Origin of the sequence: Mesorhizobium sp. B2-1-3A, assembly GCF_006442655.1 — a bacterium.
Taxonomy (GTDB): domain Bacteria; phylum Pseudomonadota; class Alphaproteobacteria; order Rhizobiales; family Rhizobiaceae; genus Mesorhizobium.
Genome location: NZ_VFWK01000001.1, coordinates 135,225 through 158,900 on the forward strand (window position 1 = coordinate 135,225; position 23,676 = coordinate 158,900).

Here is a 23,676-nt window from a genome sequence, read left to right on the forward strand (position 1 = left end):
AAGGGCCGAGAAAACATATGGCTATGCGGCGTGTCTCTCGCCAGCGTCAATCCATCGGCGCGGGTCGACCGATTGTGCCGACTTCTTGTCGAGTGACGCGCAGAGGTCGGCGAGCGCATCGAGATTGTGCACCGAGCGGAATTCGTCGACATGCGGCAGCATCGCCTTGACGCCGCGGGCGCGCGCCTGAAAACCATCAAAGCGCAGCAACGGGTTCAGCCAGATCAGCCGCCGGCAGGATTTGTGCAGCCGCTCCATCTCCTCCGAGAGGCCGGCGACATCGTCACGCTCCAGCCCGTCGGTTATCAGAAGCACCACCGCACCCTGCCCCAGCACGCGCCGCGACCATATCAGGTTGAACTCGGCCAGCGTGTCACCGATTCGTGTGCCGCCGGACCAGTCCTTGACCGCCATCGAACAGTCGGCGAGGGCGGCATCGGGATCGCGATGGCGCATCTGCCGGGTCAGGTTTGTCAGCCGCGTGCCGAAGACGAAAGTGTGCACGCGCCGGCGCTTTTCCGTCAGGGCGTGCAGGAAATGCAGGAAGATGCGCGTGTACTGGCTCATCGAGCCGGAAATGTCGGCCAGCACCACCAGCGGCGGATGAACTTCACGTGCTGAACGGAATTTCGGCAGGATCAATTCGCCGCCGGTGCGCGCGGCTGAGCGCATCATGGCGCGCGGATCGATGCGGCGGCCATGCGCGTCGGCCTTGAAGCGCCTTGTCCGCACCATGTCGACGGGCAGCCGCAGCTCGGCGATCGCCTTCCTGGCATCGGCCATCTCGGCTGCGTTCATCTGGGCGAAATCCTTGCCCCGCAGCACCTCGCTGCCGGAAAAGGTGAAGCGGGCATCGACCTCGATCTCAGGGACTTCCTGCGGCGGCTGGTTCTTCTGGTGGCCTTCGAACATCGCCTGGCTGACACGGTTTTCGGCCGCTCGCGGCTTCTGCTTCTCCCTGACGTCAGGCGCCACAGGGGAAAACATCGCCAGCAATTTCTCGATCAGTTCGCGCGATTTCCAGAACAGCCGGAAGGCCTCGTCGAAGGTCGGGTGATCCTCATGCCTGGACACCAGCACGGCATGCAGGGTCCAATAGAAATCGTCGCGCGAGCCGATGCCGGCGGCCAGCACCGCCTCGATGGCATCCTTGACGGAAGCCGGCCCGACCCGCATGCCGGCCTTGCGCAAGGTGCGGGCGAAATAGACGATGTTGTCGGCGATGCGCCCATCCGCCGTCGCCTCCGTGGGGTCGGCCTCTTTGGGGTAAGCACCCGGCGCCCTCATCGCGCTACTCCGCCGCCGCGAGCTCGGCCTTGACCTCGTCGAGGATGCGCCGGCCTTCACCCGAACCGATGCGGGCAATGTCGTCCTGGTATTTCAACAGCACGCCGATCGTGTCGGATACGGTCTCCGGATCGAGCGCCACCTTGTCGAGTTCCGTCAGCGCGCCGGCCCAGTCTATGGTTTCCGCGACGCCCGGCACCTTGAACAGCTCGATCTGGCGCAGCTTCTGGATGAAGGAGACCACCTCCGCCGAAAGCCGCTGGTTGGCCCGCGGCACCTTGCGGCGCACGATCTCCAGTTCGCGCTCGGCATTGGGATAGGCGACCCAGTGATAGAGGCAGCGCCGCTTCAAGGCGTCGTGGATCTCGCGGGTGCGGTTGGTGGTGATGATGACGATCGGCGGCTCTTCCGCCTTGATGGTGCCGAGTTCGGGCACTGTCACCTGATAGTCGGAGAGGATTTCGAGCAGGAAGGCCTCGAAGGCTTCGTCGGTGCGGTCGAGCTCATCGATGAGGAAGACAGGCGCGGCACCTGCCTTGCCGGTCAGCGCATCGAGCACCGGGCGGCGGATCAGGTATTTTTCGGAGAATACGTTGCGCTCCATGGCGGAGCGGTCGACCTTGCCGGCCGCCTCCTCCATGCGGATCTCGATCATCTGCGCGGCGTAGTTCCACTCGTAGACGGCGGAGGAGACATCGAGCCCTTCATAGCACTGCAGCCGGATCAGCCGGCGGCCAAGCGCCTGCGCCAACACCTTGGCGATTTCGGTCTTGCCGACGCCGGCCTCGCCCTCGAGGAACAAGGGCCGGTTCATGCGCAACGACAGGAACAGCACGGTCGCCAGCGACCGGTCCGCCACATAGTCCGCGCCGGTCAGGAGATCGAGCGTCTCGTCGATCGTCCGCGGCACGGGGCGCGGTTTCAGTTCGGTCATTCTTTCTCCGTGAACGCCGCCGCTCCGCTGTCCAGGACGTGATAGCCGCGGGCGTGGTAGATCAGCGGCCGCAAATTATCGCCCATGCGCAGGCCTGTCACCTTGCCAAAAAGCACACGATGGGTGGCCAGGTCCTTGGTGTCGATCAATTCGCAGTCGAAGACCGCGAGCGCGCCCTTGAGCGTCGGCGCGCCGGTGGAAATCACATCCCATTCGCCGAGCGCAAAACGCTCCTCGACCGGCAGACCGGTAATGCCGGAAAAGCCGATCGACAGCGGCTCCTGGTGCGAAGCCAGCGTGTTCAAGGCAAACTTGCCGTTTTTCACGAACAGCTCATTCTTGGCATTTTCACGGTTGAGGCAGACCAGAATGGTCGGAGGGGTGTCCGACACGGAACAGGCGGCGATCACCGTGGTGCCGCGCTTGCCGGCAGGGCCGTCTGTCGTGACCACATGGACGTGACCGGCAAAATGGCTCATCGCGTCGCGATAGGCCTGCGGTCCAATGTCATTCTTCTTCAGCACAAGAACTTTTCCACAGCCAGAACCCCTACCGCTATATATGGCCAGACATGACATGCCACAAGCGAAGTGCTTGGCCCATATCCCTGAATTCGCGTGTTGCACCAAGGCCGGGCAGCCTTTAGGTCTTGGCGGTAATTGGCGCCCGCGCTGTCATCGCGGGTCTGGAGGAACTCTTCGGCAGGATGCGACCCGGGGCAACGATATCGGCCGCACTGGCCTGGCTGTTCCTGGCCGGCACCGCCGGCGCACAGACGCTGACGATCGGCGTCGCCACCCCCTTGTCAGGTCCATCGGCCATCCTCGGCAAACAGATCCAGGCCGGCGCCGAGCTGGCGGCGCAGGCAAACGGCATCGAACTCAAGACCGAGGACGATGCCTGCACCGCCGATGGCGGTGCCGCCGCGGCCAGGGTTTTTGCCGCGGCCAAGGTCAGTGTCGTGGTCGGCTTCCTTTGTACCGAATCCATCGAGGCGGCGATGCCGATCCTCAAGGAAGCCAACATACCGGTCATCACCGTCGGCGTGCGAACCGAGAGCCTGACCGACCGCCGCGCCAAGACCGGCTGGCCGGTCTATCGCCTCGGACCGCGCGGCGACGACGAGCGCAACGCCGTCGCCTCCACCCTCACCCGCCTGTGGCAGAACGAGCTGTTCGCCATCATCGACGACGGCACCATCTACGGGCGCGAGATGGCGGAAACATTTCGCGCGGCCGCCGAGCAAGCGGCGCTGAAACCGGTGTTCGTCGATACGTTCCGGCCGCAGCTCGACAACCAGATAGGGATGATCGGGCGGCTGAAGAAGGCCGGCGCCACGCATGTCTTTGCCGGCGGCGACGGCGACGACATCGCCATCATGGGCCGCGACGCGGCGCAGCTCCAGGCCGGCATTGTCTTTGCCGGCGGCGAAAATCTGCGCACGCCACCCGCGGACGTGCCCTATGCGACGGGCACGCTGATGATCGCACCGCCGGAATGGGCCGATGTCGCCGACGCAAAGGTGCTGGAAAACTTCTCCGCGCAGAAAATCGTGCCGGACGGCTACACGCTGCCGGCCTATGCAGCGATAGAGATCGCCAAGGCCGCAGCGGCCTCGTCCGGTAGCTCGGGCGGGATCCTCGCCGACGCACTGACCGGCCATGATTTCACCACGGCGATCGGGCCAGTCCGCTTCGACGCCAAGGGCGACCTCAGCCAGAGCCTCTACCGCGTCTTCCGCTTCGACGGCACGCGTTTCGTGCCCTTGGAAGGCAATTGATGTTCCGCACCGGCCCGCGCAATCTTATCACCGATGTTGCCGGCCTGCGCGTCGGCAACGCTTCCGACGCCATGCTGAAGTCTGGCGTGACGACGGTGCTTTGCGACGAACCGGCGGTGGCCGGTGTCCAGATCCTGGGCGGCGCGCCGGGCACGCGCGAGACGGACCTGCTCGAACCGCACAATTCGGTCGAGGCGGTCCATGCCGTGGTGCTGTCGGGAGGTTCGGCTTTCGGCCTTGATGCGGCGTCCGGCGTGCAGGCCGCGCTGCGCGAGCGCGGCATCGGCTTCGAGGTCGGCGGCTTTCGCGTGCCGATCGTGCCGGCAGCGATCCTGTTCGACCTGCGCAATGGCGGCGACAAGGACTGGGGCCGCTACCCCCCTTACCGCGACCTTGGCTATGAAGCAGCTCAATCCGCCGCCACCGATTTCCAGCTCGGCACGGCCGGCGCCGGCACCGGTGCGCTGACCGCGGGGCTGAAGGGCGGCCTGGGCTCGGCCTCGACGCTGCTCGATAGCGGCGTCACCATCGGGGCGCTGGCCGCCGTCAATCCGACCGGATCGGTGACCGTCGGCCGCACCCGCCATTTCTGGGCAGCACCCTTCGAAATCGGCGGCGAATTCGGCGGGCTTGGCTATCCCTCGCCGATGCCGGACGATGCGACGCGGATATCGCTGAAATACCGCGACAAGCAGGCAGGCAAGCAGATGGAAACCGGCGGCAACACCACCATTGCCGTCATCGCCACGGACGCGGTTCTCACCAAGGCCGCGGCGAAGCGCCTGGCCATGTCGGCGCATGACGGCTTCGTGCGCGCCATCTGGCCGACACATACGCCTGCCGATGGCGATCTCGTGTTTGCACTGGCGACGGGAACGAGCGGCATCCGGCTCGAAGCCGATGCGGCAATCGACCTCTACGCCGCAGCCGGCGCCACCATGGCACGCGCCATCAGCCGCGGCGTGTTTGCCGCGACGCCAGCCGAGAACGATCTGTTCCCGGTCTGGTCGCGCCGGAGCTGAAGACGTCGATCAGGTCGGATCGGACTTTTCTTCCTCGAACGTCACCGCGACATCGGAATTCGCCGACAGCCAGACTTTCTTGCCGTCGACCTCGGCAACCAGGGCCAGGGGAATGTAGTGATGATGGCCCTTGTGAGCACCCTCGCCGCTGTCGGCCTTGGTCAGTTTGATACGCTGGCCGTCAACCTTGTCGACGGTGCCGACATGCACGCCATCGGCGCCGACGACTTCCATATGCTCACGAATCTTGCTGGTGTCGGTCATGGTGGTTCTCCATTGGGACTGCCGACAATAACAAATGACAAGCCGTTTGGATGCATCGGCTTTCGACCCGCACGACGTTTTGATTCGGTCGTGCTAGGGATTGAACGATCGCGGCTGTCGGAGTGAAACAATGCGACTGCTTTTCCTGTTTGCCGTTTCCCTGGCGGTGCAGTTTGCGGCATCGATCGTCGCCCAGGCCGGCGATGTCGCCGAGCTTGAAATCCTTGGCTTCACCAAGGACGGCGGCGTGTTCGCCTTCGAGGAATATGGTGTCCAGGACGGGTCGGGCTTTCCCTATGCCAACCGCTATTACATCGACACGAGCAATGACAGCTTTCTCAAGGGCACCCCAATCAGGGTCCGGCTTGACGACGAGAATGCCACGCTCGACAGCGCTCGCCTGCAGGTCCGGCAAAAGGGCGAGGCCATTGTCAGCCAGACCGAGCTGAGCGCCAATCGCGGCATCACCGCCGGCTTCAACCCGGTGACCGAGCTTTCGGCCGATCCGCACCGCATGGTGGTCAATCCGCGACCGATCTTCTCTCCGGTCGACCAGCCGCTCGAGTTCCGGCTGGACGAGATCGGCATGAACAATACCGAAGGCTGCCAGAGCCAGGGCGAGATCAATGGCTTCAAACTGCTGCGTATCGAAGCGCAGGACGGCGGTACCACCAAATTGCTGCATGAAGACAAATCGATCCCCAAGAGTCGGGGGTGTCCGAACGGCTACCGCATCGGCGCGGTGCAGACATTCTCGATGGACAGCCTCAGCGCCTATGCGGTGCTGATCGCTGTGCGCCAATATGGCTTCGAGGGGCCGGACTATCGCTGGATCGCGGTGACCGGTCGCCTGTGACACCGCTTGCTCAACTCGCCACGTCCAATCGTGCCCTCGCCCGCTTTCGCCACGCGACACCAACGCCGCGCACGGCCCTTCTCGGTGCCCTCCTGTGGGCTGCCACGATGGGCGCCAGCGCGCTCGTCAACCTGTCGTTGCTGGATAGTTGGGTGACGCCGGATAAAATCCGCACAGTGTCGCTGCTGTTCGCGGGCGGCGGCGCCCTGGCATTTCCGGTTGGCTTGTTCGCGGCACGGCTGGTCTCGCTCGGAAGGGGCTGGGAGGTCGCCTTCGCGGCAGCAATGGTGTGCCTTGCCGCCGTGACGATCGGGCTGACCGCCGGACTCTATGCCTTGCAGTACCGGTCCTACTATGCCGAATGGCATGCGCCCGTCTTCACTCTCACCTGGGGGTTTCAGTTCGCCTTCACAATGGCGGTGGCGCTCTACCAGTTCGTTGTGCTGGGCATCCGGCTCTATTTTCCGCTTGGGTTCATCGCCTTGTTTGCCGCCAGCCTCTGGTTTGCACGGCAGCGGCGTTGAGCATTTCGTCCGCCTCTGTTAGGACGCGGGCTAACCCGGAGCGGTTCAGCGTTTGGTAGAACCGCCGACCCGCTCTAACTCCTTCTTTTTCGCAATTCCCGTGGGAAAACCGCTGCGCACTTTTCCTGGATTGCTCTAGATACATCAGGACTGACCGATGATCCCTCGCTATTCCCGGCCGGAAATGGTCGCCATCTGGTCGCCCGAAACCCGGTTTCGCATCTGGTTCGAAATCGAGGCCCATGCCTGCGATGCGCTGGCCGAACTCGGCGTGATCCCGAAGGAAGCGGCAAGAACGATCTGGGAAAAGGGCAATGCCGCGAAATTCGACGTCGAGAAGATCGACGAGATCGAGCGCGTCACCAAGCATGATGTCATCGCCTTCCTGACCCATCTTGCCGAATTCGTCGGACCGGACGCGCGTTTCATCCACCAGGGCATGACGTCTTCGGATGTCCTGGACACCTGCTTTGCGGTCCAGCTTACCCGCGCCAGCGACATCCTGCTCGCCGATATTGACGGCCTGCTTGCCGCCCTCAAACGCCGCGCCTTCGAGCACAAGGACACCGTCACCATCGGCCGCAGCCACGGAATCCATGCCGAGCCGACAACCTTCGGCATCAAGCTGGCGCAGGCCTATGCCGAATTCTCGCGCTGCCGCGAGCGGCTGGTGCATGCGCGGGAAGACATCGCCACCTGCGCCATTTCCGGGGCGGTCGGCACCTTCGCCAACATCGAACCCTATGTCGAGGAGCATGTCGCGGCGAAGCTCGGGCTAAAGCCGGAACCGGTGTCGACGCAAGTGATCCCGCGCGACCGCCACGCCATGTTCTTTGCCACGCTCGGTGTCATCGCCTCGTCGATGGAGCGGCTGGCGACCGAGATCAGGCATCTGCAGCGCACCGAGGTGCTGGAAGCGGAAGAGTATTTTTCGCCGGGCCAGAAAGGCTCGTCGGCAATGCCGCACAAGCGCAATCCGGTGCTGACGGAAAACCTCACCGGCCTTGCCCGCATGGTGCGCTCCATGGCGCTGCCTGCGATGGAGGATGTGGCGCTCTGGCATGAGCGCGATATCTCGCATTCCTCTGTCGAGCGCATGATCGGACCGGACGCCACGGTGACGCTGGATTTCGCCCTGTCACGCCTGACCGGCGTCGTCGAAAAGCTGGTCGTCTATCCCGAGAACATGCTGAAGAACATGAACAAGTTCCGCGGCCTGGTGCATTCGCAGCGCGTGATGCTGGCGCTGACGCAGGCCGGCCTGTCGCGCGAGGATTCCTATCGGCTGGTGCAGCGCAACGCCATGAAGGTCTGGGAACAAGGCGCTGATTTTCTTGAAGAACTTTTGGCCGACAAGGAAGTGACCGCCGCGCTTCCCGAGACGGAAATCCGTGAGAAATTCGACCTTGGCTACCACACCAAGCATGTCGACACGATCTTCAGGCGGGTGTTTGGGGAAGCTTGAGAGCCCAGTCCTCAGGGAAAAGGCCCGCCTTGCCGGCGGGCCTTTCGTATTCGCACTTGTGATGGAAAAGCCGATCAGGCCTTTCCAGGCACAGTCCTGATCACGGTGCCCCAGGGGTCCTCGCGGGTCGTTTCGCCGGTAACATTGTCCGAACGCATCTCGACCCAGGCAAGGCCCGAGCGGGCCGGGTCGCGGCGGCCGGCGCCGGCGCTTTGCCAGGCATTGGCGCCGATGTGGTGGTGGTAATGGCCTGACGACAGGAACACCGCCTGGCCGCCATACTTGGCCACCGTGTCGAAGCCGAACTCCTGGTTCCACCAGGCCTCCGCCTCTTCCGGCCTGCCGACGCGCAGGTGGACATGGCCGATAATGCTGTTTTCCGGCGCACCTTGCCAGCCCGCATCGCCCGCCGGCACTTCGCCAACGACCGCAGGGACGTTCAACCGCTCCGTCGCCATGGCGACCTTGTCACCATTCCATTTCCAGTCCTGTGGACGGCGGTCGGCATAGATTTCGATGCCGTTGCCTTCGGGATCGGTCAGGTATAGCGCCTCGCTGACCAAATGGTCCGAGGCGCCCTCAATGGCGATCTTGTCTGATATGGCGTGGTTGATCCAGCGGCCGAGATCGGCACGGCTGGGCAGCAGGAAGGCCGTGTGGAACAGGCCGGCGCTGCGCGGATCGTCCGGCTTGGCCGAAGCATCCGGCTCGAGCACCAGCAACGGTCGGTTGGTGGCGCCGAGCGTGATCGCGCCATCGGCACGGCTCAATTCCTGCAGGCCGACGACCCGGCGGTAATAGGCAGCGAGGCTTTCGGCATCGCGCGCCTTCAGCCCGACGCGGGCAACGCTCACCGGCGTGGTGGCGGCAAATGGCAATTCACTCATCATTGTCTCCGTTGCGGCAACGCTTGATGAAGCTCCCAAAGCCAGAAGCCCGGCGCCGCCGATCATTGTACGTCGTGTCAGTGCCAAAATCCCGGTCCTCCACGGCTGTTTTTCTCCTCACCACAAATCGTCGATCGCCATCGTTCACACAAGACGGCGAAAAGCGAACATGGTGTTCACCATTTCAGCTCAAGAGCTTGCCTGTCGACGGTTGCATGAGACAATCGCGCTCGCTATCTCAGCGCCATGAAAGTCAAAGACGCAGATATCCTGATCGTTCCGGGCTACACCAATTCCGGACCCGAGCATTGGCAGACCCGCTGGCAGTCGAAGCTGTCAACGGCGCGCCGCGTCGAGCAGGCGGAGTGGTCGAAGCCGGTGCGCGACGACTGGACCGCAAGTGTGGCCAAGGCGGTAAACGAGGCCGAGAGGCCTGTCGTCATCGTCGCGCATTCGCTGGGTGTGGCTGCGGCCGTGCAGGCCATACCGCAATTCGTCAAGCCGGTTGCCGGCGCCTTCTTCGTGGCGCCGCCCGATGTCGCCAACCCCATGATCAAGCCGAAGCACCTGATGACCTTCGGCCCCTATCCGCGCGAGCCGCTGCCTTTTCCTTCGATCCTGATTGCCAGCCGCAACGATCCGTTCTGCGCCTTCGATGTCGCAGAGGACATTGCCGGCGCCTGGGGTTCGCTGTTTATCGATGCCGGCGAGACCGGCCATCTCAACCAGGATTCAGGCTTCGGCCCCTGGCCCGAAGGCTCGATGACCTTTGCCAAGTTCCTGACGGATCTGTGATTCAGGCCCAAAGCCGGCGCAGAAAATACCCGAAGAAACCGTCGAGTCCCAATAAACAATAATTTAAGGCGGCTCGCGATACTTCTTGCGCGGGGCGAACTCTGTTCGTCACGTGCAAATATGCAAGATTGCTAAATAAAACTCTTCACGCTCAAACGAAGGTAAGCGCTTGCGCAAGGACGCTTCACTCGAATTCTTGAGGGGTGCCGCAGCGCTTGTCGTCGTGAATGGGCATACTTTGCGCGCTTTTGCGCCGGTAGCGGAGGGCGAAGACAACGCCGCGCAATCCCTCAAGACAGGTCTGGCTTTCATCGCCTTCAATGGCGGCTCTGCCGTCTACTTGTTTTTCGTCCTCTCTTCCTATGTGCTTGTCAGGCGTTATTTCCAGTCCCGAAAGGCGCAAGATCTGTTGCTGGGTGCGATAAAGCGTTTGCCTCGTCTGGCCGGACCAGTGCTTGTTGCGGTTCTGTTATCCTGTGCCATCTTCAAGCTCGATCTGTATTTCTTCCAGGATGCGGCTGCGGTCACCCAATCCGAGTGGCTGGGCAGATTCGGCAATGCCTCGAAGGTGCTGTCGCCGGAGACAGCGAGCTTTTCGGACGCCTTCCTGCAGGGGGCCTGGCGGACATTTATCTACGGCGACAAATATTATGACACCAGCCTGTGGACCATGATGGTCGAGTTCTGGGGGAGCATGCTCACCTTCGCCCTCGCACCGATCGTCTTTTTCCTCCAAGGCCGCTGGACGCTGCTCTCCTTGTTCTGCATAGCGACAGGCGTCTTCCTGGCGCTGCAAGTCAGCTTCTTCTTCTGTGCCTTTCCGGCCAGCTTCATGCTCTATCCGCTTCTCGCCATGGGTTTGCGTCCGAATCGCTGGGTAACAGGCGCCATGGTGATCGTTTCCCTTGCGCTGCTTGAGACCGCAGTTTCTGATGATGTCGGCCTACGGCAAGCCTGCGTGGCCATCCCGGCAAGCATCATGTTGGTCTACGCCGTGCTGAGTGTGGATGAGCCTCCATCATGGCTCTCGGGCAAGGGGGCACGTTTCCTGGGCGACCTGTCTTTCCCGCTCTACCTCGTGCATGTACCCGTTATCTGCTCGCTGGGTTCATGGGCCCTGCTGGTCAGCGGCTCCACCGCACTCGGTGCCGCCGCCGCCATACTGGGTTCCATCCTCGTGGCGTTGCCGCTGATGACCTTCAACAACTGGTGGGTCCAGGTGCTCGGCGCCCTGTTCAGGTTCAGGCGCGGCAGCCCTATCGCCGCCCCTGCTGCGGCGAGCGCCTGACCGCCCGACGCCGTGAGGGCAGTTGGTCCGGCTTGGATTCAGGATCCGATCGAGTCCTGTATGCTCTTCAGCAGGGTCTTTGCCCCCAGCGAAATCAACGCATGCTCGGATCCCGTGGCGAGCAGACGATAGCCCATCGAGACGACACGGCCGGCAATTGCCGGTTCGACGACATAGATGGCGGCATGTTTTCCGGCCTTGCGGGTGCGCTCGGCAACCGACGCCACCGTCTCCATCATGCTCTCCAGCGTGGAATTGACCGTGGCGCCGTTGGTCCAGGCGATCGAGAAATCCGATGGTCCGAGGAAAATGCCGTCGATGCCCGGCGTGTCGAGAATGCCGTCGAGCGCGTCGAGCGCGGCGCGCGTCTCGACCATCGCAAACGCCATCGTGCGCTGGTTGGTATCGCGCAGCCATTCGGCATAGTCGCCCTTGCCGTGGCGTGGAAAGGCATAGGTCGGACCCCATGAGCGCTCGCCGAGCGGCGGATACTTCATCGCCGCGGCGAACAGCCTTGCGTCGCCCACCGAATTCACCATCGGAGCGATGACCGCCTCGGCGCCGAAATCGAGCGCCCTGCTGGCCATGTCGAAACGGCCGACGGGAATACGCACCAGCCCGGGCTTGCCGGTGGCGAGCACCGGCGCCAGACCGCGCAGCACGCTGTCTTCATGATGGCCGCCATGCTGCATGTCGAGCGTGACGGCGTCGAAGCCCTGTTTGGCGAGGATCTCGACGGTCAGGGCATCCGGCACACCCGACCAGGCGGTGATCAGCGTTTCATCGGCGGCAAGGCGGGACTTCAGGGACATCTAATCTCTTTCCTCGTTAACGTCGCATCGGCCCGAAAATCGGTTCGATTTCGGAAACACGATGCGACAACGCTATCAGCGTCAGAGCGGACCTTGTGCGTCCAACAGGACGCACGTCGCTCAAATGCAGTTTCAGCCGGAAACTTCGGCAAAGGCAAAGAAAAACCGCCCGGTTTGGCCGGGCGGTCGATTGGTCCAGTCATTCTTGTTTTGTCGCAGGTTCGGTCGCAAAACCGTGGGACACTTTTGCGGAACCTGCTCAGCCCGGATCAGGTGTTTTTGATCTGCTCGATTGCCTGCGCCATCAGTTCGTCCATGGTGCGGCGGATCTGATGGTCCGACTGATCGATGCCGGCGGCATCGAAATCCTTGCGGATCTTGCGGAACACGTCGTGGTCGCCGGCTTCCTCGATATCGGAAACAACCACTTCCTTGGCGTAGGCGTCGGCGTCGGCACCCGACTTTCCGAGCTTTTCGGCGGCCCACAGGCCGAGCGCCTTGTTGCGGCGCGCCGAGGCCTTGAATCGAAGCTCCTCGTCGAATGCAAACTTGCGTTCGAAGCCCTCTTCGCGGTCTTTCATGCTGCTCATGGCGTCCCTCCGGGTTAAATCCGATTCGTTGGCAGGTGATATGTGTGTTGCCAAAGCACAAACCAAAAGGTCGCGAGCCGGTCAATACGCTTCGTCATATGCTGCGCTGCGGCATTTCAGTCCCGAAAGCGGTTGATTGGAAGGATTTGCCGATTGAGCAAACGATGTGATTGGGATAGACCCGGCATTGAACCCAACCGTCGCCGCACTAATTTAGGCAGACGGACAGGAACTGGTCGCTTGCCGCCTGCCCGCAAATCCAGAGAAAAATTCAGATGAAAAATCGCCGCCGCATTTATGAAGGCAAGGCCAAGATCCTCTATGAGGGACCCGAACCGGGCACGCTCATCCAGTTCTTCAAGGACGATGCAACCGCGTTCAACAAGAAGAAACACGAGGTCATCGACGGCAAGGGCGTGCTCAACAACCGCATTTCCGAGTATATCTTCAACCACTTGAACCGCATGGGCATTCCGACCCACTTCATCCGCCGGCTCAACATGCGCGAGCAGCTGATCAAGGAAGTCGAGATCATTCCGCTCGAAGTGGTGGTGCGCAACGTCGCCGCCGGCTCGCTGTCGAAGCGCCTCGGCATCGAGGAAGGCACCGTCCTGCCGCGCTCGATCATCGAATTCTACTACAAGGCCGACGCGCTCGATGATCCGATGGTGTCGGAAGAGCATATTACCGCCTTCGGCTGGGCCAGCCCGCAGGAGATCGACGACGTCATGGCGCTCGCCATCCGCGTCAATGACTTCCTCTCTGGTCTGTTCATGGGTGTAGGGATCCAGCTCGTCGACTTCAAGATCGAGTGCGGCCGCCTGTTCGAAGGCGACATGATGCGCATTGTCGTCGCCGACGAGATTTCGCCGGATTCGTGCCGCCTGTGGGACGTGGCGACGCAGGACAAGCTCGACAAGGATCGTTTCCGCCGCGACATGGGCGGCCTTGTCGAGGCCTATCAGGAAGTCGCCCGCCGCCTCGGCATCATGAACGAGAACGAGCCACCCCGCCCCACCGGTCCGGTGCTTGTCGCCTCGACCGACGGCCTCAAGGGCAAGCCGCACTAAGAGCGGCTTGCGACCCAATACTCAGAACAGGAGCATGTCCAGCGTGATCAAGGCCCGCATTACCGTCACTCTCAAGAACGGCGTTCTCGACCCGCAAGGCAAGGCGATCGAACACGCGCTGTCGGGGCTTGGCTTTGATGGCGTCGGCGCGGTGCGGCAGGGCAAGGTGTTCGACGTCGAACTGGCGGAAAGCGACAAGGCCAAGGCCGAGGCCGATCTCAAGGCCATGTGCGACAAGCTGCTGGCGAACACGGTGATCGAGAATTACGCAGTGGAGATCGCCTAACGTGAAATCTGCCGTTGTCCTCCTGCCTGGCCTCAATCGCGACCGCGACATGATCGCGGCGCTGACCAAGATTTCCGGCAAGGCGCCAGCCACCGTCTGGCAGACCGACACCGAGATCCCCGATGTCGACCTGATCGCCATTCCCGGCGGCTTTTCCTTCGGCGACTACCTGCGCTGTGGCGCCATTGCCGCACGCATGCCGGTCATGCGGGCTGTCGCTGAGAAGGCGGCCAAGGGCGTGATGGTCATCGGCGTCTGCAACGGTTTTCAGATCCTGGTCGAGGCCGGCCTGCTGCCGGGCGCCTTGATGCGCAACAGTTCGCTGAAATTCGTTTGCCGGCAGGTAAAACTGCAGATCACCAACGCCAACACCATGTTCACCCGCCGCTATCAGCCGGGCCAGATCATCCGCTCGCCGGTGGCGCACCATGACGGCAACTATTTTGCCGACACCGAGACGCTCGCCCGCGTCGAAGGCGAAGGCCAGGTAGTGTTCCGCTATGCGGAAGGCACCAATCCCAACGGTTCGATCAACGACATTGCCGGCATCATCAACGAGCAAGGCAATGTGCTCGGCCTGATGCCTCATCCCGAAAACCTGATCGAAGCCGCCCATGGCGGCAGCGACGGCCGTGCACTCTTCGAAGGTGCGCTCGGTATCGCCGCTTGACGCGTTCAGCCGCGAATGCGGTAAGAATTACAAGGACATCAAGTCCATTGCTCTGGGGAGAGAGACGGTCATGAAACTCTATTCGCGGCCGTTGTCGCCCTACTCATCTATCGTGCGCGCGCTGGCCTATATCAAGGACGTACCGCTCAAGATCATCGCGCCGCCGCCGGGTTTTCCGATCCCCGAAGAGTTTCGCGCCATCTCGCCGATGAACCGGATTCCGGTGCTGATCACCGGCTCGGGCGAAACCATCGTCGAATCGGTGGTCATCGCCGAATACCTGGAGGAACGGTTTCCGGAACCGGCGCTGCTGCCGCCCGATTCCAAGGACCGCGCGCTGGTGCGCATGTTCGCCCGCATCACCGATCTAGACGTGCTGACGCCGACAATGAAGCTTTTCGAGCTGCATTCCGTGCCGAAGCGCAACAATGCCGAGATCGACGCCCAATTCGCACGCCTGCACCACGGGTTGGCGGCGATCGAGGCACGCATGGCGCAAGGCCCCTTCGCCCTCGGCAACGACATCAGCTTCGCCGATGCCTGGCTGACGCCGACCCGATTCATCTTCAACAATTTCCGCGCCATGACGGGCCGCCACGACCTGCTCGACGCCTATCCCAAATTCGATGCCTATGAGCAGATCGCCTCGCAGCATCCGGCCTTGTCGCGCGTATGGGGCGAGATGACCGACGGCCTGAAAATTTTTCTGTCCGAACTCGAGATGGGTGCCGCTTGATCAAGAGCAAGACGATCGTCCTCGTCGCTGCCGCAGGCCTTGCCCTGGCATCGTGCCAATCGACCCCGAAAAGCACGCCTGTGCCCTCGGGCAAGAGTGCGTCGCTGTTGGCCATGGAACAGGTCGCAATCGCCGCCCACAAATGCTGGATCGCCAGCAAGGACCCGGCCTTCAAGCAATATCAGATGGCCAATGAGTTGAATTCCTTCAGCGGCACGCCGCGTTTCCTTTTGGTGCCGGCCAAGCACTATGGCGGAAAGCCATTGCTGGTCGTGCAGGCGCAAGGCAATTCGAGCCGCGTCGACGTGTTCGGACCGTTGATGAACGACCCGCTCGGCGCGCGCATCGGTTCGGATATAGCGCGCTGGCAAGCCGGTAATCCGGCCTGCGCCGCGACCGCCTGACGATGGGCCGCTTCCTGCAGGTAGCGGGTCTGGCCATCGGTCTGGCCGGCCTTGTCCTGCAATTCTGCATCACCATTCCGGCGTCGATGGAAGCCGGCCGCAGCCTGCTCGGCTCGATCGTGTTCTATTTCAGTTTCTTCACCATCCTGACCAATATCGGCGCCGTGCTGATCTACACCTCGCTGCTGTCATCCAGCGGCTACGCGTGGCTGCCCGCTTTCGCCGGGCCCCGGATGCGCGCGGGAGTCGCCGTGTCGATCGCCCTGGTCTTCATCGTCTATGCCACCGTTCTGGCGCGTCTGTGGCAGCCGCAGGGCCTGTTCCTGCTCTGCGATGTGCTGCTGCACTACGTGACGCCGGTTGTGTTCGTGCTGTGGTGGCTGATATCAGGCGCCGACGGCAGAACGAGATGGAGCGACATTTCCTGGTGGGTGCTCTATCCCATCGCCTACCTGGCCTATGCGCTGGCGAGGGCGCCGTTCGCCGGCGAGGTGCCCTACCCCTTCCTCGATGTCGCCAAGAACGGCGCAACCAGTGTCGCCATTGCGGCACTGGCCATCACCGCGCTGTTTCTGGTGATATGCTTCGTTGCCGTTCTGGCCGATCACGGCGTCGCGCGTCTCAGGACCAACAGCGTCCGGTAGGACCGGAGCTATTCCCAGAAACGCCTGATACCTTCACGGTGGGCGTCGCAGCGCGAGATGCCGATATCCTTGAGCTGATCATCGGTCATTTCCAGCAATGCCAGCCGGGTGCGCCGGCGTTCCAGCAAATGGTCTATCCATGTCGCCAGCGAGCCGACCACCCGCACCAGGCGGTTGACAAAGCCGCGACGACCCGACGGGCGGAGCGCCTGGCCTGGAAATACGGCTCTTGAAGGACGGATTGTCGCGATTGTATCCATTTTCTTTCTGCCAAAATTATCAATTGCACCCTTTTTGGTGCGAGATTGATATGTATTGACTCACATTTCGGTGCAATATAGAAAATTGTCACCATGACAAATTGGCTTCCAGATCTCACCGCCAGCACCGGGCCGCTCTATCAACGCCTTGCGGACTCCATCGAAGCGGGCATCGACCAGGGCGTGATCGGCGCCGGAACAAAACTGCCGCCACAGCGCGACCTCGCCTACGACATCGGCGCCACCGTCGGCACGATCGGCCGGGCCTACCAATTGCTGCGCGAGCGCGGGCTGGTGAGCGGCGAAGTGGGCCGTGGCACCTATGTGCTTGGCCAGCACGCCGACGGCGTGAAGCCGGATGCGCCCGACGTCAGCGTGGAAGGCACCCGCTACGTCGATGCGCCACAGGACAAGCTGCGTTTCGACAGCACGGCGGCACCCGATGTCGGCCAGGGCACCATCGTTGCCGATGTGCTGTCGCGCACCGCGCAAGATCATCCTCACGAGGTTTCAAGCTATACGCGCGATTTTCCAACCCGCTGGCACGAAGCCGGCGCCCGCTGGCTGTCGCGCAACTCCTTGCGCCCAGCCGTCGACAGCATCGTTCCGACGCTCGGCACCCACGCCGCGGTGATGGCGGCGATCGCCGCACTCACCACGCCCGGCGACTACGTCGCCTTCGAACACCTCACCTATTCGCAGATTTCCCGCAGTGCCGGGTTGATAGGCCGGCGCACCGCGCTGGTAGCGTCGGACGACGAAGGTCTCGATCCCGAGGATTTCGAGCGCGTCTGCGCGCAAAAACATCCAAGGATGACCTTCCTGATGCCGACTGCCAAGAATCCGACGCTGGTGACGCTGTCGGCGGCGCGCCGCAAGGCAATTGCGGGGATAGCGCGCGAATACAATGTCGTCCTGGTCGAGGACGACCTCTACGGCAACCTCACCGACGACACGACACCGCTGCTTGCCGAATTCGCGCCCGAACGCACCATCGTCGCCAGCGGCCTGTCGAAATCGGTGGCGGCCGGCGTGCGCGGCGGCTGGCTCTCCTGCCCCCCCGCCTATCGCCACCGTATCCGTGTCGCCCACAAGATGATGACCGGCGGCATGCCCTTCCTGCTGGCGGAGGTGAATGCCCGTCTGGTGCTCTCAGGTCAGGCCAGCGAAATCCGCAAGCGCAGCATCGCCGAAATCGGCGCCCGCATCGCGATCGTGCGCGAGACGCTGGCCGGCTTCGCGTTCAAGTCACACGACAAGGTGCCCTTTGTCTGGCTGACTTTGCCCGATCCGTGGCTTTCCGGCACCTTCAAGAATGCCTGCCTCGAACATGGCGTGCTTATTGACGACGAGGACGAGTTCAAGGCAGGCCGCTCCGAACAGGTCTTTCACGGCGTCCGCTTCGGCGTTTCGCAGCCGAGACAGCGCGGTGATGTCGCCAACGGCGTTGCGGTCCTCCGTCGGCTTCTCGATGAGGGTCGTGCCGGCTACGACAGCTTCTCCTGAGAGCGCTGGGCCCGGATCAGCCTTCGGCCTTGAAGTTGCTGGCTTCCTTCCTGGCCTTGTCCTTGCCGTGCTTTTCGGCCAGTTCCTTGGCCTGCCCGGGCGAAACGTCAGTGGTCTCCGCGATATGCATTGCCTCCTTGTCCGAGAGGCGGTTGTCTTTCTTGCCTTGCTTGGTAGCCATGGTCCGATCTCCTGAATGGTTGGAGACGTAACGGCCGGGACATCATAGCGTTCCGCATTCGGCGGTCTCGCCACGACCGATGGTCCGAGGCGCCCGGAAAGACCTTGGGCGGTCCTGCCCTGGTCCTCACCTTGTTGCTTTCTGTCTTTTTCCTCGATCGACGGGTGTATCGGCCGCAAAGCTTGCGATAAGAGGAGACTCAAAATCCCCGCTTCCATGGACATTAATCGCCGCCCATGACCATTTCCAATTCCGTGCCGATCACCCCCGAGCTCATCGCCGCCCACGGGCTGAAGCCCGACGAGTTTCAACGCATCCTCGATCTCGTCGGACGCGAACCCAGCTTCACCGAACTCGGCATCTTCTCGGCGATGTGGAATGAGCACTGCTCCTACAAATCCTCGAAGAAGTGGCTGCGCACGCTGCCGACCACCGGCCCGCAGGTCATCCAAGGGCCGGGCGAGAATGCCGGCGTCGTCGATATCGGCGATGGCGACTGCGTCGTCTTCAAGATGGAGAGCCACAACCACCCTTCCTTCATCGAACCCTACCAGGGCGCGGCGACCGGCGTCGGCGGCATTTTGCGCGACGTCTTCACCATGGGTGCGCGGCCGATCGCGGCGATGAACGCGCTGCGCTTTGGCTCCCCCGACCACCCCAAGACCAGGCATCTTGTCGCCGGCGTGGTGTCGGGCGTCGGCGGCTACGGCAATTCCTTCGGCGTGCCGACGGTCGGCGGCGAGGTCAATTTCGATGCCCGCTACAATGGCAACATCCTGGTCAACGCCTTTGCCGCCGGTCTCGCCAAGACCAACGCCATCTTCCTTTCGGAAGCCAAGGGCGTCGGCCTGCCGGTCGTCTATCTCGGCGCCAAGACCGGCCGCGACGGCGTCGGCGGCGCCACCATGGCGTCGGCCGAATTCGACGACAAGATCGACGAGAAGCGCCCGACCGTGCAGGTCGGCGATCCCTTCACCGAAAAATGCCTGCTGGAGGCCTGCCTCGAACTGATGGCCTCGGGTGCCGTCATCGCCATCCAGGACATGGGCGCTGCCGGCCTCACCTGCTCGGCGGTCGAGATGGGCGCCAAGGGCGACCTCGGCATCGAGCTCGACCTCGACAAGGTGCCGGTGCGCGAAGAACGCATGAGCGCCTATGAGATGATGCTGTCGGAAAGCCAGGAGCGCATGCTGATGGTGCTGCGCCCAGAGAAGGAAAAGGAAGCCGAGGCGATCTTCCACAAATGGGGCCTCGACTTCGCTATCGTCGGCAAGACCACCGACGACCTGCGCTTCCGCGTTCTGCATCAAGGCGACCAGGTCGCCGACCTGCCGATCAAGGATCTCGGCGACAAGGCGCCGGAATATGACCGTCCATGGATAGAGCCGAAGAAGCCGGCGCCGCTTGCAGCCAATGATGTTCCCCAGGCCGATGTCGCGGACGCGCTGCTGAAGCTGCTCGGCGGGCCGGACCTGTCCTCGCGCCGCTGGGTGTGGGAGCAGTACGACACGCTGATCCAGGGCAATTCGCTGCAGCTTCCGGGCGGCGATGCCGGCGTGGTGCGGGTGGAAGGCCATGCAACCAAGGCGCTTGCCTTCTCGTCCGACGTGACGCCGCGCTATTGCGAAGCCGATCCCTATGAGGGCGGCAAGCAGGCGGTGGCCGAATGCTGGCGAAACCTGACCTCCACCGGCGCGCTGCCGCTGGCGGCCACCGACAACCTCAATTTCGGCAACCCGGAGCGACCCGAGATCATGGGCCAGCTGGTCGGCGCGGTAAAGGGCATCGGCGATGCCTGCCGCGCGCTCGGCTTTCCGATCGTGTCCGGCAATGTCTCGCTCTACAACGAGACCAACGGCCAAGGCATCCTGCCGACACCGACCATTGGCGGCGTCGGGCTGATATCAGACTGGTCGAAGATGGTGCGGATCGGCTTTGCCGCGCAAGGCCAGATGATCCTGCTGGTCGGCGCCCCCGCCGCCTGGGGAACGCATCTTGGCCAGTCGGCCTATCTCAGGGACATCCATGGCCGCACGGACGGTCCGCCGCCGCCGGTCGACCTCGCTCATGAGAAGCGTGTCGGCGATCATGTGCGTTCGTTGATCGCGTCCGGCATCGTCACGGCGGCGCATGACGTTTCCGATGGCGGCATCGCCGTGGCGCTAGCCGAAATGGCGATGGCGTCTGGCATCGGCGCGACCGTTCCCGGCCTTGTCGGAACGGATCCGATCCCGGTCTGGTTCGGCGAGGATCAGGGCCGCTATCTCCTGACACTGTCGATCGACCCGCATGGCGAGGAATGGGACGCCATCCGCAAGCAGCAGGGCGAACTCGGCATCTTCGCGCCGTGGATCGGCTCGACCGGCGGCGATGCGCTGAAGCTTGGCGATGCCAGGGCAATCCCTGTCAGCGACCTGACCGCCGCCCACGAAGGCTGGTTCCCGCGCTTCATGGACCAGGCCAGTTGAGCAGAGCATGATCCCGAAAAGTGGAACCCGGTTTTCGGACAAAGATCATGCTCAATCAGAGGAAACTGGCTGGCCGGGCGCTGCTCGCAGTCGTCTTCTGGCCGTCGCTGTTCTTCTTCTGGTTTCTCGGGCCGTTCGTCTTCTTCCTGCTGTCGACGACTTCGAGCGAAGTTTGCCCCAGGCTGGAAACGCGCGCCGAGTTCCTTGGCGCGGCCAATGGCACGCTTCCGATGCTGGCACTGCAGACCCTCATCTATGCGGTTCCGATCGCCTGCCTGGTGCTCTGGAGCCGGCTTTTGCCGGACCCAGCCCGGACGAGGCACCTCGTCACCTGCATCAAGCTTTTCGCCGTCGCGGCCGTCCTGGGAGCCCTGTGGGAGTATGGCTCTTCGCTGATCTGCGATGGTTACGGCCAACCGTTCTTCTCGCCCGCCTGGCAAATGGCCAGCTATCTGCCGATCGCCAATCTGGCGGTCAACCTCCCCCTCTACGTGCTGGTCTTCAGCCTCGGCCGCGCCTTCTCGATGCGCGAAGACGACCCTGAGGCCGATGCGAACCGTCCGGATGGGACTGCGACCTAGGCGACAATCGCGCCAGTGCCGGATGGAACGGCTTCAATCCCGGCCGGAAAGGCTTTAGGTTTACCCCGACTCTCATCGCACGGGCGCGTTGCCGCCCGCCCGAAACAGGAATTCTGCAATGGCAATGGACGCCCGCGACATCGAAAAACTGATCAAGGACGGCATACCGGATGCCCGCGTGACGATCCGCGACCTCGCCGGCGATGGCGACCACTACGCGGCCGAAGTCGTGGCCGAGAGCTTTCGCGGAAAAAGCCGCGTCCAGCAGCACCAGATGGTCTATGACGCGCTGAAGGGCAATATGGGCGGCGTGCTGCACGCGCTTGCCCTGCAGACCAGCGTCCCCGACTGAGGCAGTTCCAGCCCGTACCCGCTTGGCCCAATACGGCCCATCCTTTGCGCCATTTCGGCCATGGCACGGCTAATGTCTTGTTTCGGGCAACCTATGGGTTTATTTGAAAGGCATGCTTCGAGCCTGACTCCCACAGGCGTGAAAGGATGTTCCATGAGCGGTATCAACGACTACATCGACAATGAAGTGAAGGGCAACGTCGTCGTCCTTTTCATGAAGGGCACGCCCGGTTTTCCGCAATGCGGTTTCTCCGGCCAGGTTGTCCAGATCCTCGACTATATCGGCGCCGACTACAAAGGCGTGAATGTCCTGGACTCGGCTGAACTGCGCCAGGGCATCAAGGACTACTCCAACTGGCCGACGATCCCGCAGCTCTACGTCAAGGGCGAATTCGTCGGCGGCTGCGACATTATCCGCGAGATGTTCCAGGCCGGCGAGTTGCAGACCTTCCTGGTCGAAAAGGGCGTGAGCGTCAAAGGCGCCGCCTGATTTCGGTTTCAGGCCGGTCATAGCGACCGCGCTGAGTACCGGGGCAGCCCCACCTCGGCAATTTTATGTCCCGATATCGGGACCAAGACGAGCCAATGCGCCGGCCCGCCGGCGCATTTTTGCTTTGGAGCGTTTCACCGTTTCATGGAAACGGCGAACCGCTCCAACTCTCTGTTTTGACGCAATTCCGGACGGAAGACCGCCCATACTTTTCCTGGAATTGCTCTAGAAGATCGGACTTGCCGTGGATCAGCAATCATCAGCGCCGCAATCGGCAAGCAAACTGCCTATTCCGCGCTGGGAGTTCATTGCGCTGTGCGCAGCGCTGATGGCGCTGAATTCCCTGGCCATCGACATCATGCTGCCGGCGCTGCAGCAGATCGGCGCCTCGCTCGGCGTCGAGAATGAAAACCACCGGCAATATGTGGTCACCGCCTACATTCTGGGTTTTGGTGGCGGCCAGCTGTTCTTCGGACCGATATCGGATCGTTTCGGCCGCCGCTCACCGCTTGTCGCGGGCCTGATCATCTATGTGGCGGCGGCTGCGGCGGCAGCCATCGCGCCGAGCTTCGAAACCTTGCTGATATGTCGCGCCGTGCAAGGCATTGGCGCGGCCGCAACGCGCGTCATCGCGGTCTCGATCGTGCGCGATACATTCGACGGCCGGCGCATGGCTGAAGTCATGTCGCTGATCTTCATGGTGTTCATGGCGATACCGGTCATTGCGCCCGGCATCGGCCAGTTCATCATGCTGTTCGCGACCTGGCACTACATCTTCGTCACCATGGCCGTCGGCGCGCTGATCGTGTCGGCGTGGTCGCTGCTGCGCCTGCCGGAAACGCTGCACCCCGAATATCGCCGGTCCCTGACGGTCTCCTCCGTCGTCGGAGGATTCCGCATCGTGCTCACCAATCGCATCGCGCTCTGCTACGCCTTTGCCAGCACCTTCGTCTTCGCCGCCATGTTCGGCTTCATCGCCTCGGCGCAGCAGATCTATGTCGACATCTTCCATGTCGGCGAGATGTTCCCGGTCATCTTCGCCGGGGTCGCGGGCGTGCTCGCCTTCTCCAATTTTCTGAACTCACGCCTTGTCGGCCGTATCGGCATGCGCCGGCTGTCGCAGAGCGCTCTGCTTTTGTTTCTGGTCATCAGCCTGGCCTGGCTGGTCGTTTCGCTGGAAATCAAGATGCCGCTCTGGCTGTTCGTCACCTTCTTTGCCAGCGCAATGCTTCCCTTCGGCGCGCTTGGCGCCAATTTCAACGCATTGGCCATGGAGCCGCTCGGCCAACTGGCCGGCACGGCGTCGTCCATCCTCGGCTTCATGCAAACGTTTCTCGGCGGCATTCTCGGCACGCTGATCGGCCAGGCGTTCAACGGCACGGTGACGCCGCTTGCCGCCGGCTTCTGCAGCGTCTCGGTCGCGGCGCTGCTCATGATCCTCATCGCCGAGCGCGGCAAGATGTTCCAGCCGCACAACCCACCCGTTTCAGGGCATATCACCGACCTGCACTAGATCTTGCCTCTG

The 23,676-nt window shown here is 62.6% G+C and carries 28 protein-coding genes; 19 read left to right on the forward strand and 9 right to left on the reverse strand.

All coding sequences use genetic code 11. From position 1 onward, the window contains the following. Nucleotides 1-21: 21 nt before the first annotated feature. Genes FJ977_RS00755 through FJ977_RS00765 form a run of 3 tightly spaced genes read right to left on the reverse strand, consistent with a single transcriptional unit; the run spans nt 22 to nt 2,745 of the window. The gene (locus FJ977_RS00755) at nt 22-1,287 is read right to left on the reverse strand and encodes a VWA domain-containing protein (protein WP_140767809.1); all 1,266 of its coding nucleotides are present in this window, start codon (nt 1,285-1,287) and stop codon (nt 22-24) included. A 4-nt stretch (nt 1,288-1,291) separates the two neighbouring features. After that, nucleotides 1,292-2,221, reverse strand: coding sequence for a MoxR family ATPase (locus tag FJ977_RS00760; protein WP_140767810.1), 930 nt, complete (start codon nt 2,219-2,221; stop codon nt 1,292-1,294). After that, on the reverse strand, nt 2,218-2,745 hold the full coding sequence (locus FJ977_RS00765) for a flavin reductase (RefSeq protein ID WP_140767811.1): 528 nt from the start codon (nt 2,743-2,745) through the stop codon (nt 2,218-2,220). The genes FJ977_RS00760 and FJ977_RS00765 overlap by 4 nt, the downstream gene beginning before the upstream one ends. Nucleotides 2,746-2,927: 182 nt before the next feature. Between FJ977_RS00765 and FJ977_RS00770 the strand changes: the two genes are divergently transcribed. Both FJ977_RS00770 and FJ977_RS00775 read left to right on the forward strand, forming a co-directional pair. Then, nucleotides 2,928-4,001 carry an ABC transporter substrate-binding protein gene (locus FJ977_RS00770; protein ID WP_140767812.1) on the forward strand — a complete coding sequence of 358 codons (1,074 nt, stop codon included), beginning with the start codon at nt 2,928-2,930 and terminating at the stop codon, nt 3,999-4,001. Continuing rightward, on the forward strand, nt 4,001-5,023 hold the full coding sequence (locus tag FJ977_RS00775; RefSeq protein ID WP_140767813.1) for a P1 family peptidase: 1,023 nt from the start codon (nt 4,001-4,003) through the stop codon (nt 5,021-5,023). Before FJ977_RS00770 ends, FJ977_RS00775 begins: the two co-directional genes overlap by 1 nt. 9 nt (nt 5,024-5,032) lie before the next feature. Here the strand turns inward: FJ977_RS00775 and FJ977_RS00780 are convergent, their stop codons facing one another. Then, nucleotides 5,033-5,287, reverse strand: coding sequence for a DUF2171 domain-containing protein (locus FJ977_RS00780; RefSeq protein ID WP_027051645.1), 255 nt, complete (start codon nt 5,285-5,287; stop codon nt 5,033-5,035). A 130-nt stretch (nt 5,288-5,417) separates the two neighbouring features. Here FJ977_RS00780 and FJ977_RS00785 point away from each other — a divergent pair, with 130 nt between their 5' ends. The 3 genes from FJ977_RS00785 to purB all read left to right on the forward strand — a co-directional run bounded on the left by FJ977_RS00785 (nt 5,418) and on the right by purB (nt 8,132). Further along, nucleotides 5,418-6,143 (forward strand): DUF2259 domain-containing protein, encoded by a 726-nt coding sequence (locus tag FJ977_RS00785; protein ID WP_140767814.1) that lies wholly within the window; start codon nt 5,418-5,420, stop codon nt 6,141-6,143. A gap of 107 nt (nt 6,144-6,250) precedes the next feature. Continuing rightward, nucleotides 6,251-6,667 (forward strand): hypothetical protein, encoded by a 417-nt coding sequence (locus FJ977_RS00790; protein WP_140769645.1) that lies wholly within the window; start codon nt 6,251-6,253, stop codon nt 6,665-6,667. A 157-nt stretch (nt 6,668-6,824) separates the two neighbouring features. Beyond that, nucleotides 6,825-8,132, forward strand: a complete 1,308-nt coding sequence (gene purB, locus FJ977_RS00795) for an adenylosuccinate lyase (protein WP_140767815.1) — start codon at nt 6,825-6,827, stop codon at nt 8,130-8,132. 74 nt (nt 8,133-8,206) lie between these two features. Here the strand turns inward: purB and FJ977_RS00800 are convergent, their stop codons facing one another. Further along, complete coding sequence (locus FJ977_RS00800; RefSeq protein ID WP_140767816.1) at nt 8,207-9,019, reverse strand: VOC family protein; 813 nt, start codon at nt 9,017-9,019, stop codon at nt 8,207-8,209. A gap of 246 nt (nt 9,020-9,265) precedes the next feature. On the opposite strand from FJ977_RS00800, the gene FJ977_RS00805 reads away from it, so the two are divergent. Continuing rightward, a complete protein-coding gene (locus FJ977_RS00805; protein WP_140767817.1) occupies nt 9,266-9,814 on the forward strand; it encodes an alpha/beta hydrolase in 549 nt (182 codons plus the stop codon). Nucleotides 9,815-9,983: 169 nt separating this feature from the next. Further along, nucleotides 9,984-11,102 carry an acyltransferase gene (locus FJ977_RS00810; protein WP_140767818.1) on the forward strand — a complete coding sequence of 373 codons (1,119 nt, stop codon included), beginning with the start codon at nt 9,984-9,986 and terminating at the stop codon, nt 11,100-11,102. A 38-nt stretch (nt 11,103-11,140) separates the two neighbouring features. Here the strand turns inward: FJ977_RS00810 and FJ977_RS00815 are convergent, their stop codons facing one another. Continuing rightward, complete coding sequence (locus FJ977_RS00815) at nt 11,141-11,914, reverse strand: HpcH/HpaI aldolase/citrate lyase family protein (RefSeq protein ID WP_140767819.1); 774 nt, start codon at nt 11,912-11,914, stop codon at nt 11,141-11,143. A gap of 269 nt (nt 11,915-12,183) precedes the next feature. Continuing rightward, the gene (locus tag FJ977_RS00820) at nt 12,184-12,504 is read right to left on the reverse strand and encodes a DUF1476 domain-containing protein (RefSeq protein WP_064991667.1); all 321 of its coding nucleotides are present in this window, start codon (nt 12,502-12,504) and stop codon (nt 12,184-12,186) included. 275 nt (nt 12,505-12,779) lie between these two features. Here FJ977_RS00820 and purC point away from each other — a divergent pair, with 275 nt between their 5' ends. The 6 genes from purC (at nt 12,780) to FJ977_RS00850 (ending at nt 16,314) form a co-directional block, all read left to right on the forward strand. After that, nucleotides 12,780-13,574, forward strand: a complete 795-nt coding sequence (gene purC, locus FJ977_RS00825) for a phosphoribosylaminoimidazolesuccinocarboxamide synthase (RefSeq protein ID WP_013532127.1) — start codon at nt 12,780-12,782, stop codon at nt 13,572-13,574. A 43-nt stretch (nt 13,575-13,617) separates the two neighbouring features. After that, the gene (purS, locus tag FJ977_RS00830; protein WP_027051636.1) at nt 13,618-13,860 is read left to right on the forward strand and encodes a phosphoribosylformylglycinamidine synthase subunit PurS; all 243 of its coding nucleotides are present in this window, start codon (nt 13,618-13,620) and stop codon (nt 13,858-13,860) included. Nucleotide 13,861: 1 nt separating this feature from the next. After that, nucleotides 13,862-14,530 (forward strand): phosphoribosylformylglycinamidine synthase subunit PurQ, encoded by a 669-nt coding sequence (purQ, locus tag FJ977_RS00835; protein ID WP_140767820.1) that lies wholly within the window; start codon nt 13,862-13,864, stop codon nt 14,528-14,530. A 70-nt stretch (nt 14,531-14,600) separates the two neighbouring features. Then, nucleotides 14,601-15,266: a glutathione S-transferase family protein gene (locus tag FJ977_RS00840; RefSeq protein WP_140767821.1), complete on the forward strand. Its 666-nt coding sequence runs from the start codon at nt 14,601-14,603 to the stop codon at nt 15,264-15,266. Continuing rightward, on the forward strand, nt 15,263-15,670 hold the full coding sequence (locus FJ977_RS00845; RefSeq protein WP_140767822.1) for a hypothetical protein: 408 nt from the start codon (nt 15,263-15,265) through the stop codon (nt 15,668-15,670). The genes FJ977_RS00840 and FJ977_RS00845 overlap by 4 nt, the downstream gene beginning before the upstream one ends. A gap of 2 nt (nt 15,671-15,672) precedes the next feature. Next, nucleotides 15,673-16,314, forward strand: a complete 642-nt coding sequence (locus tag FJ977_RS00850; protein WP_140767823.1) for a Pr6Pr family membrane protein — start codon at nt 15,673-15,675, stop codon at nt 16,312-16,314. Between the two features lie 8 nt (nt 16,315-16,322). Here FJ977_RS00850 and FJ977_RS00855 read toward each other — a convergent pair whose 3' ends face one another. Continuing rightward, nucleotides 16,323-16,574, reverse strand: a complete 252-nt coding sequence (locus FJ977_RS00855) for a DUF1127 domain-containing protein (RefSeq protein ID WP_140767824.1) — start codon at nt 16,572-16,574, stop codon at nt 16,323-16,325. Between the two features lie 93 nt (nt 16,575-16,667). Between FJ977_RS00855 and FJ977_RS00860 the strand changes: the two genes are divergently transcribed. After that, complete coding sequence (locus FJ977_RS00860) at nt 16,668-18,080, forward strand: PLP-dependent aminotransferase family protein (RefSeq protein ID WP_140767825.1); 1,413 nt, start codon at nt 16,668-16,670, stop codon at nt 18,078-18,080. A gap of 16 nt (nt 18,081-18,096) precedes the next feature. Here the strand turns inward: FJ977_RS00860 and FJ977_RS35645 are convergent, their stop codons facing one another. Then, complete coding sequence (locus tag FJ977_RS35645; RefSeq protein WP_181179463.1) at nt 18,097-18,261, reverse strand: hypothetical protein; 165 nt, start codon at nt 18,259-18,261, stop codon at nt 18,097-18,099. Nucleotides 18,262-18,497: 236 nt separating this feature from the next. Between FJ977_RS35645 and purL the strand changes: the two genes are divergently transcribed. The 5 genes from purL (at nt 18,498) to FJ977_RS00885 (ending at nt 23,664) form a co-directional block, all read left to right on the forward strand. After that, on the forward strand, nt 18,498-20,729 hold the full coding sequence (gene purL, locus FJ977_RS00865) for a phosphoribosylformylglycinamidine synthase subunit PurL (protein WP_140767826.1): 2,232 nt from the start codon (nt 18,498-18,500) through the stop codon (nt 20,727-20,729). A 47-nt stretch (nt 20,730-20,776) separates the two neighbouring features. Further along, a complete protein-coding gene (locus FJ977_RS00870; RefSeq protein WP_140767827.1) occupies nt 20,777-21,310 on the forward strand; it encodes a hypothetical protein in 534 nt (177 codons plus the stop codon). Between the two features lie 118 nt (nt 21,311-21,428). Then, nucleotides 21,429-21,662, forward strand: coding sequence for a BolA family transcriptional regulator (locus FJ977_RS00875; protein WP_056562227.1), 234 nt, complete (start codon nt 21,429-21,431; stop codon nt 21,660-21,662). Between the two features lie 153 nt (nt 21,663-21,815). Beyond that, on the forward strand, nt 21,816-22,151 hold the full coding sequence (gene grxD / locus FJ977_RS00880) for a Grx4 family monothiol glutaredoxin (protein WP_140767828.1): 336 nt from the start codon (nt 21,816-21,818) through the stop codon (nt 22,149-22,151). Nucleotides 22,152-22,395: 244 nt separating this feature from the next. Then, complete coding sequence (locus tag FJ977_RS00885) at nt 22,396-23,664, forward strand: multidrug effflux MFS transporter (RefSeq protein ID WP_140767829.1); 1,269 nt, start codon at nt 22,396-22,398, stop codon at nt 23,662-23,664. Nucleotides 23,665-23,676 lie beyond the last annotated feature (12 nt).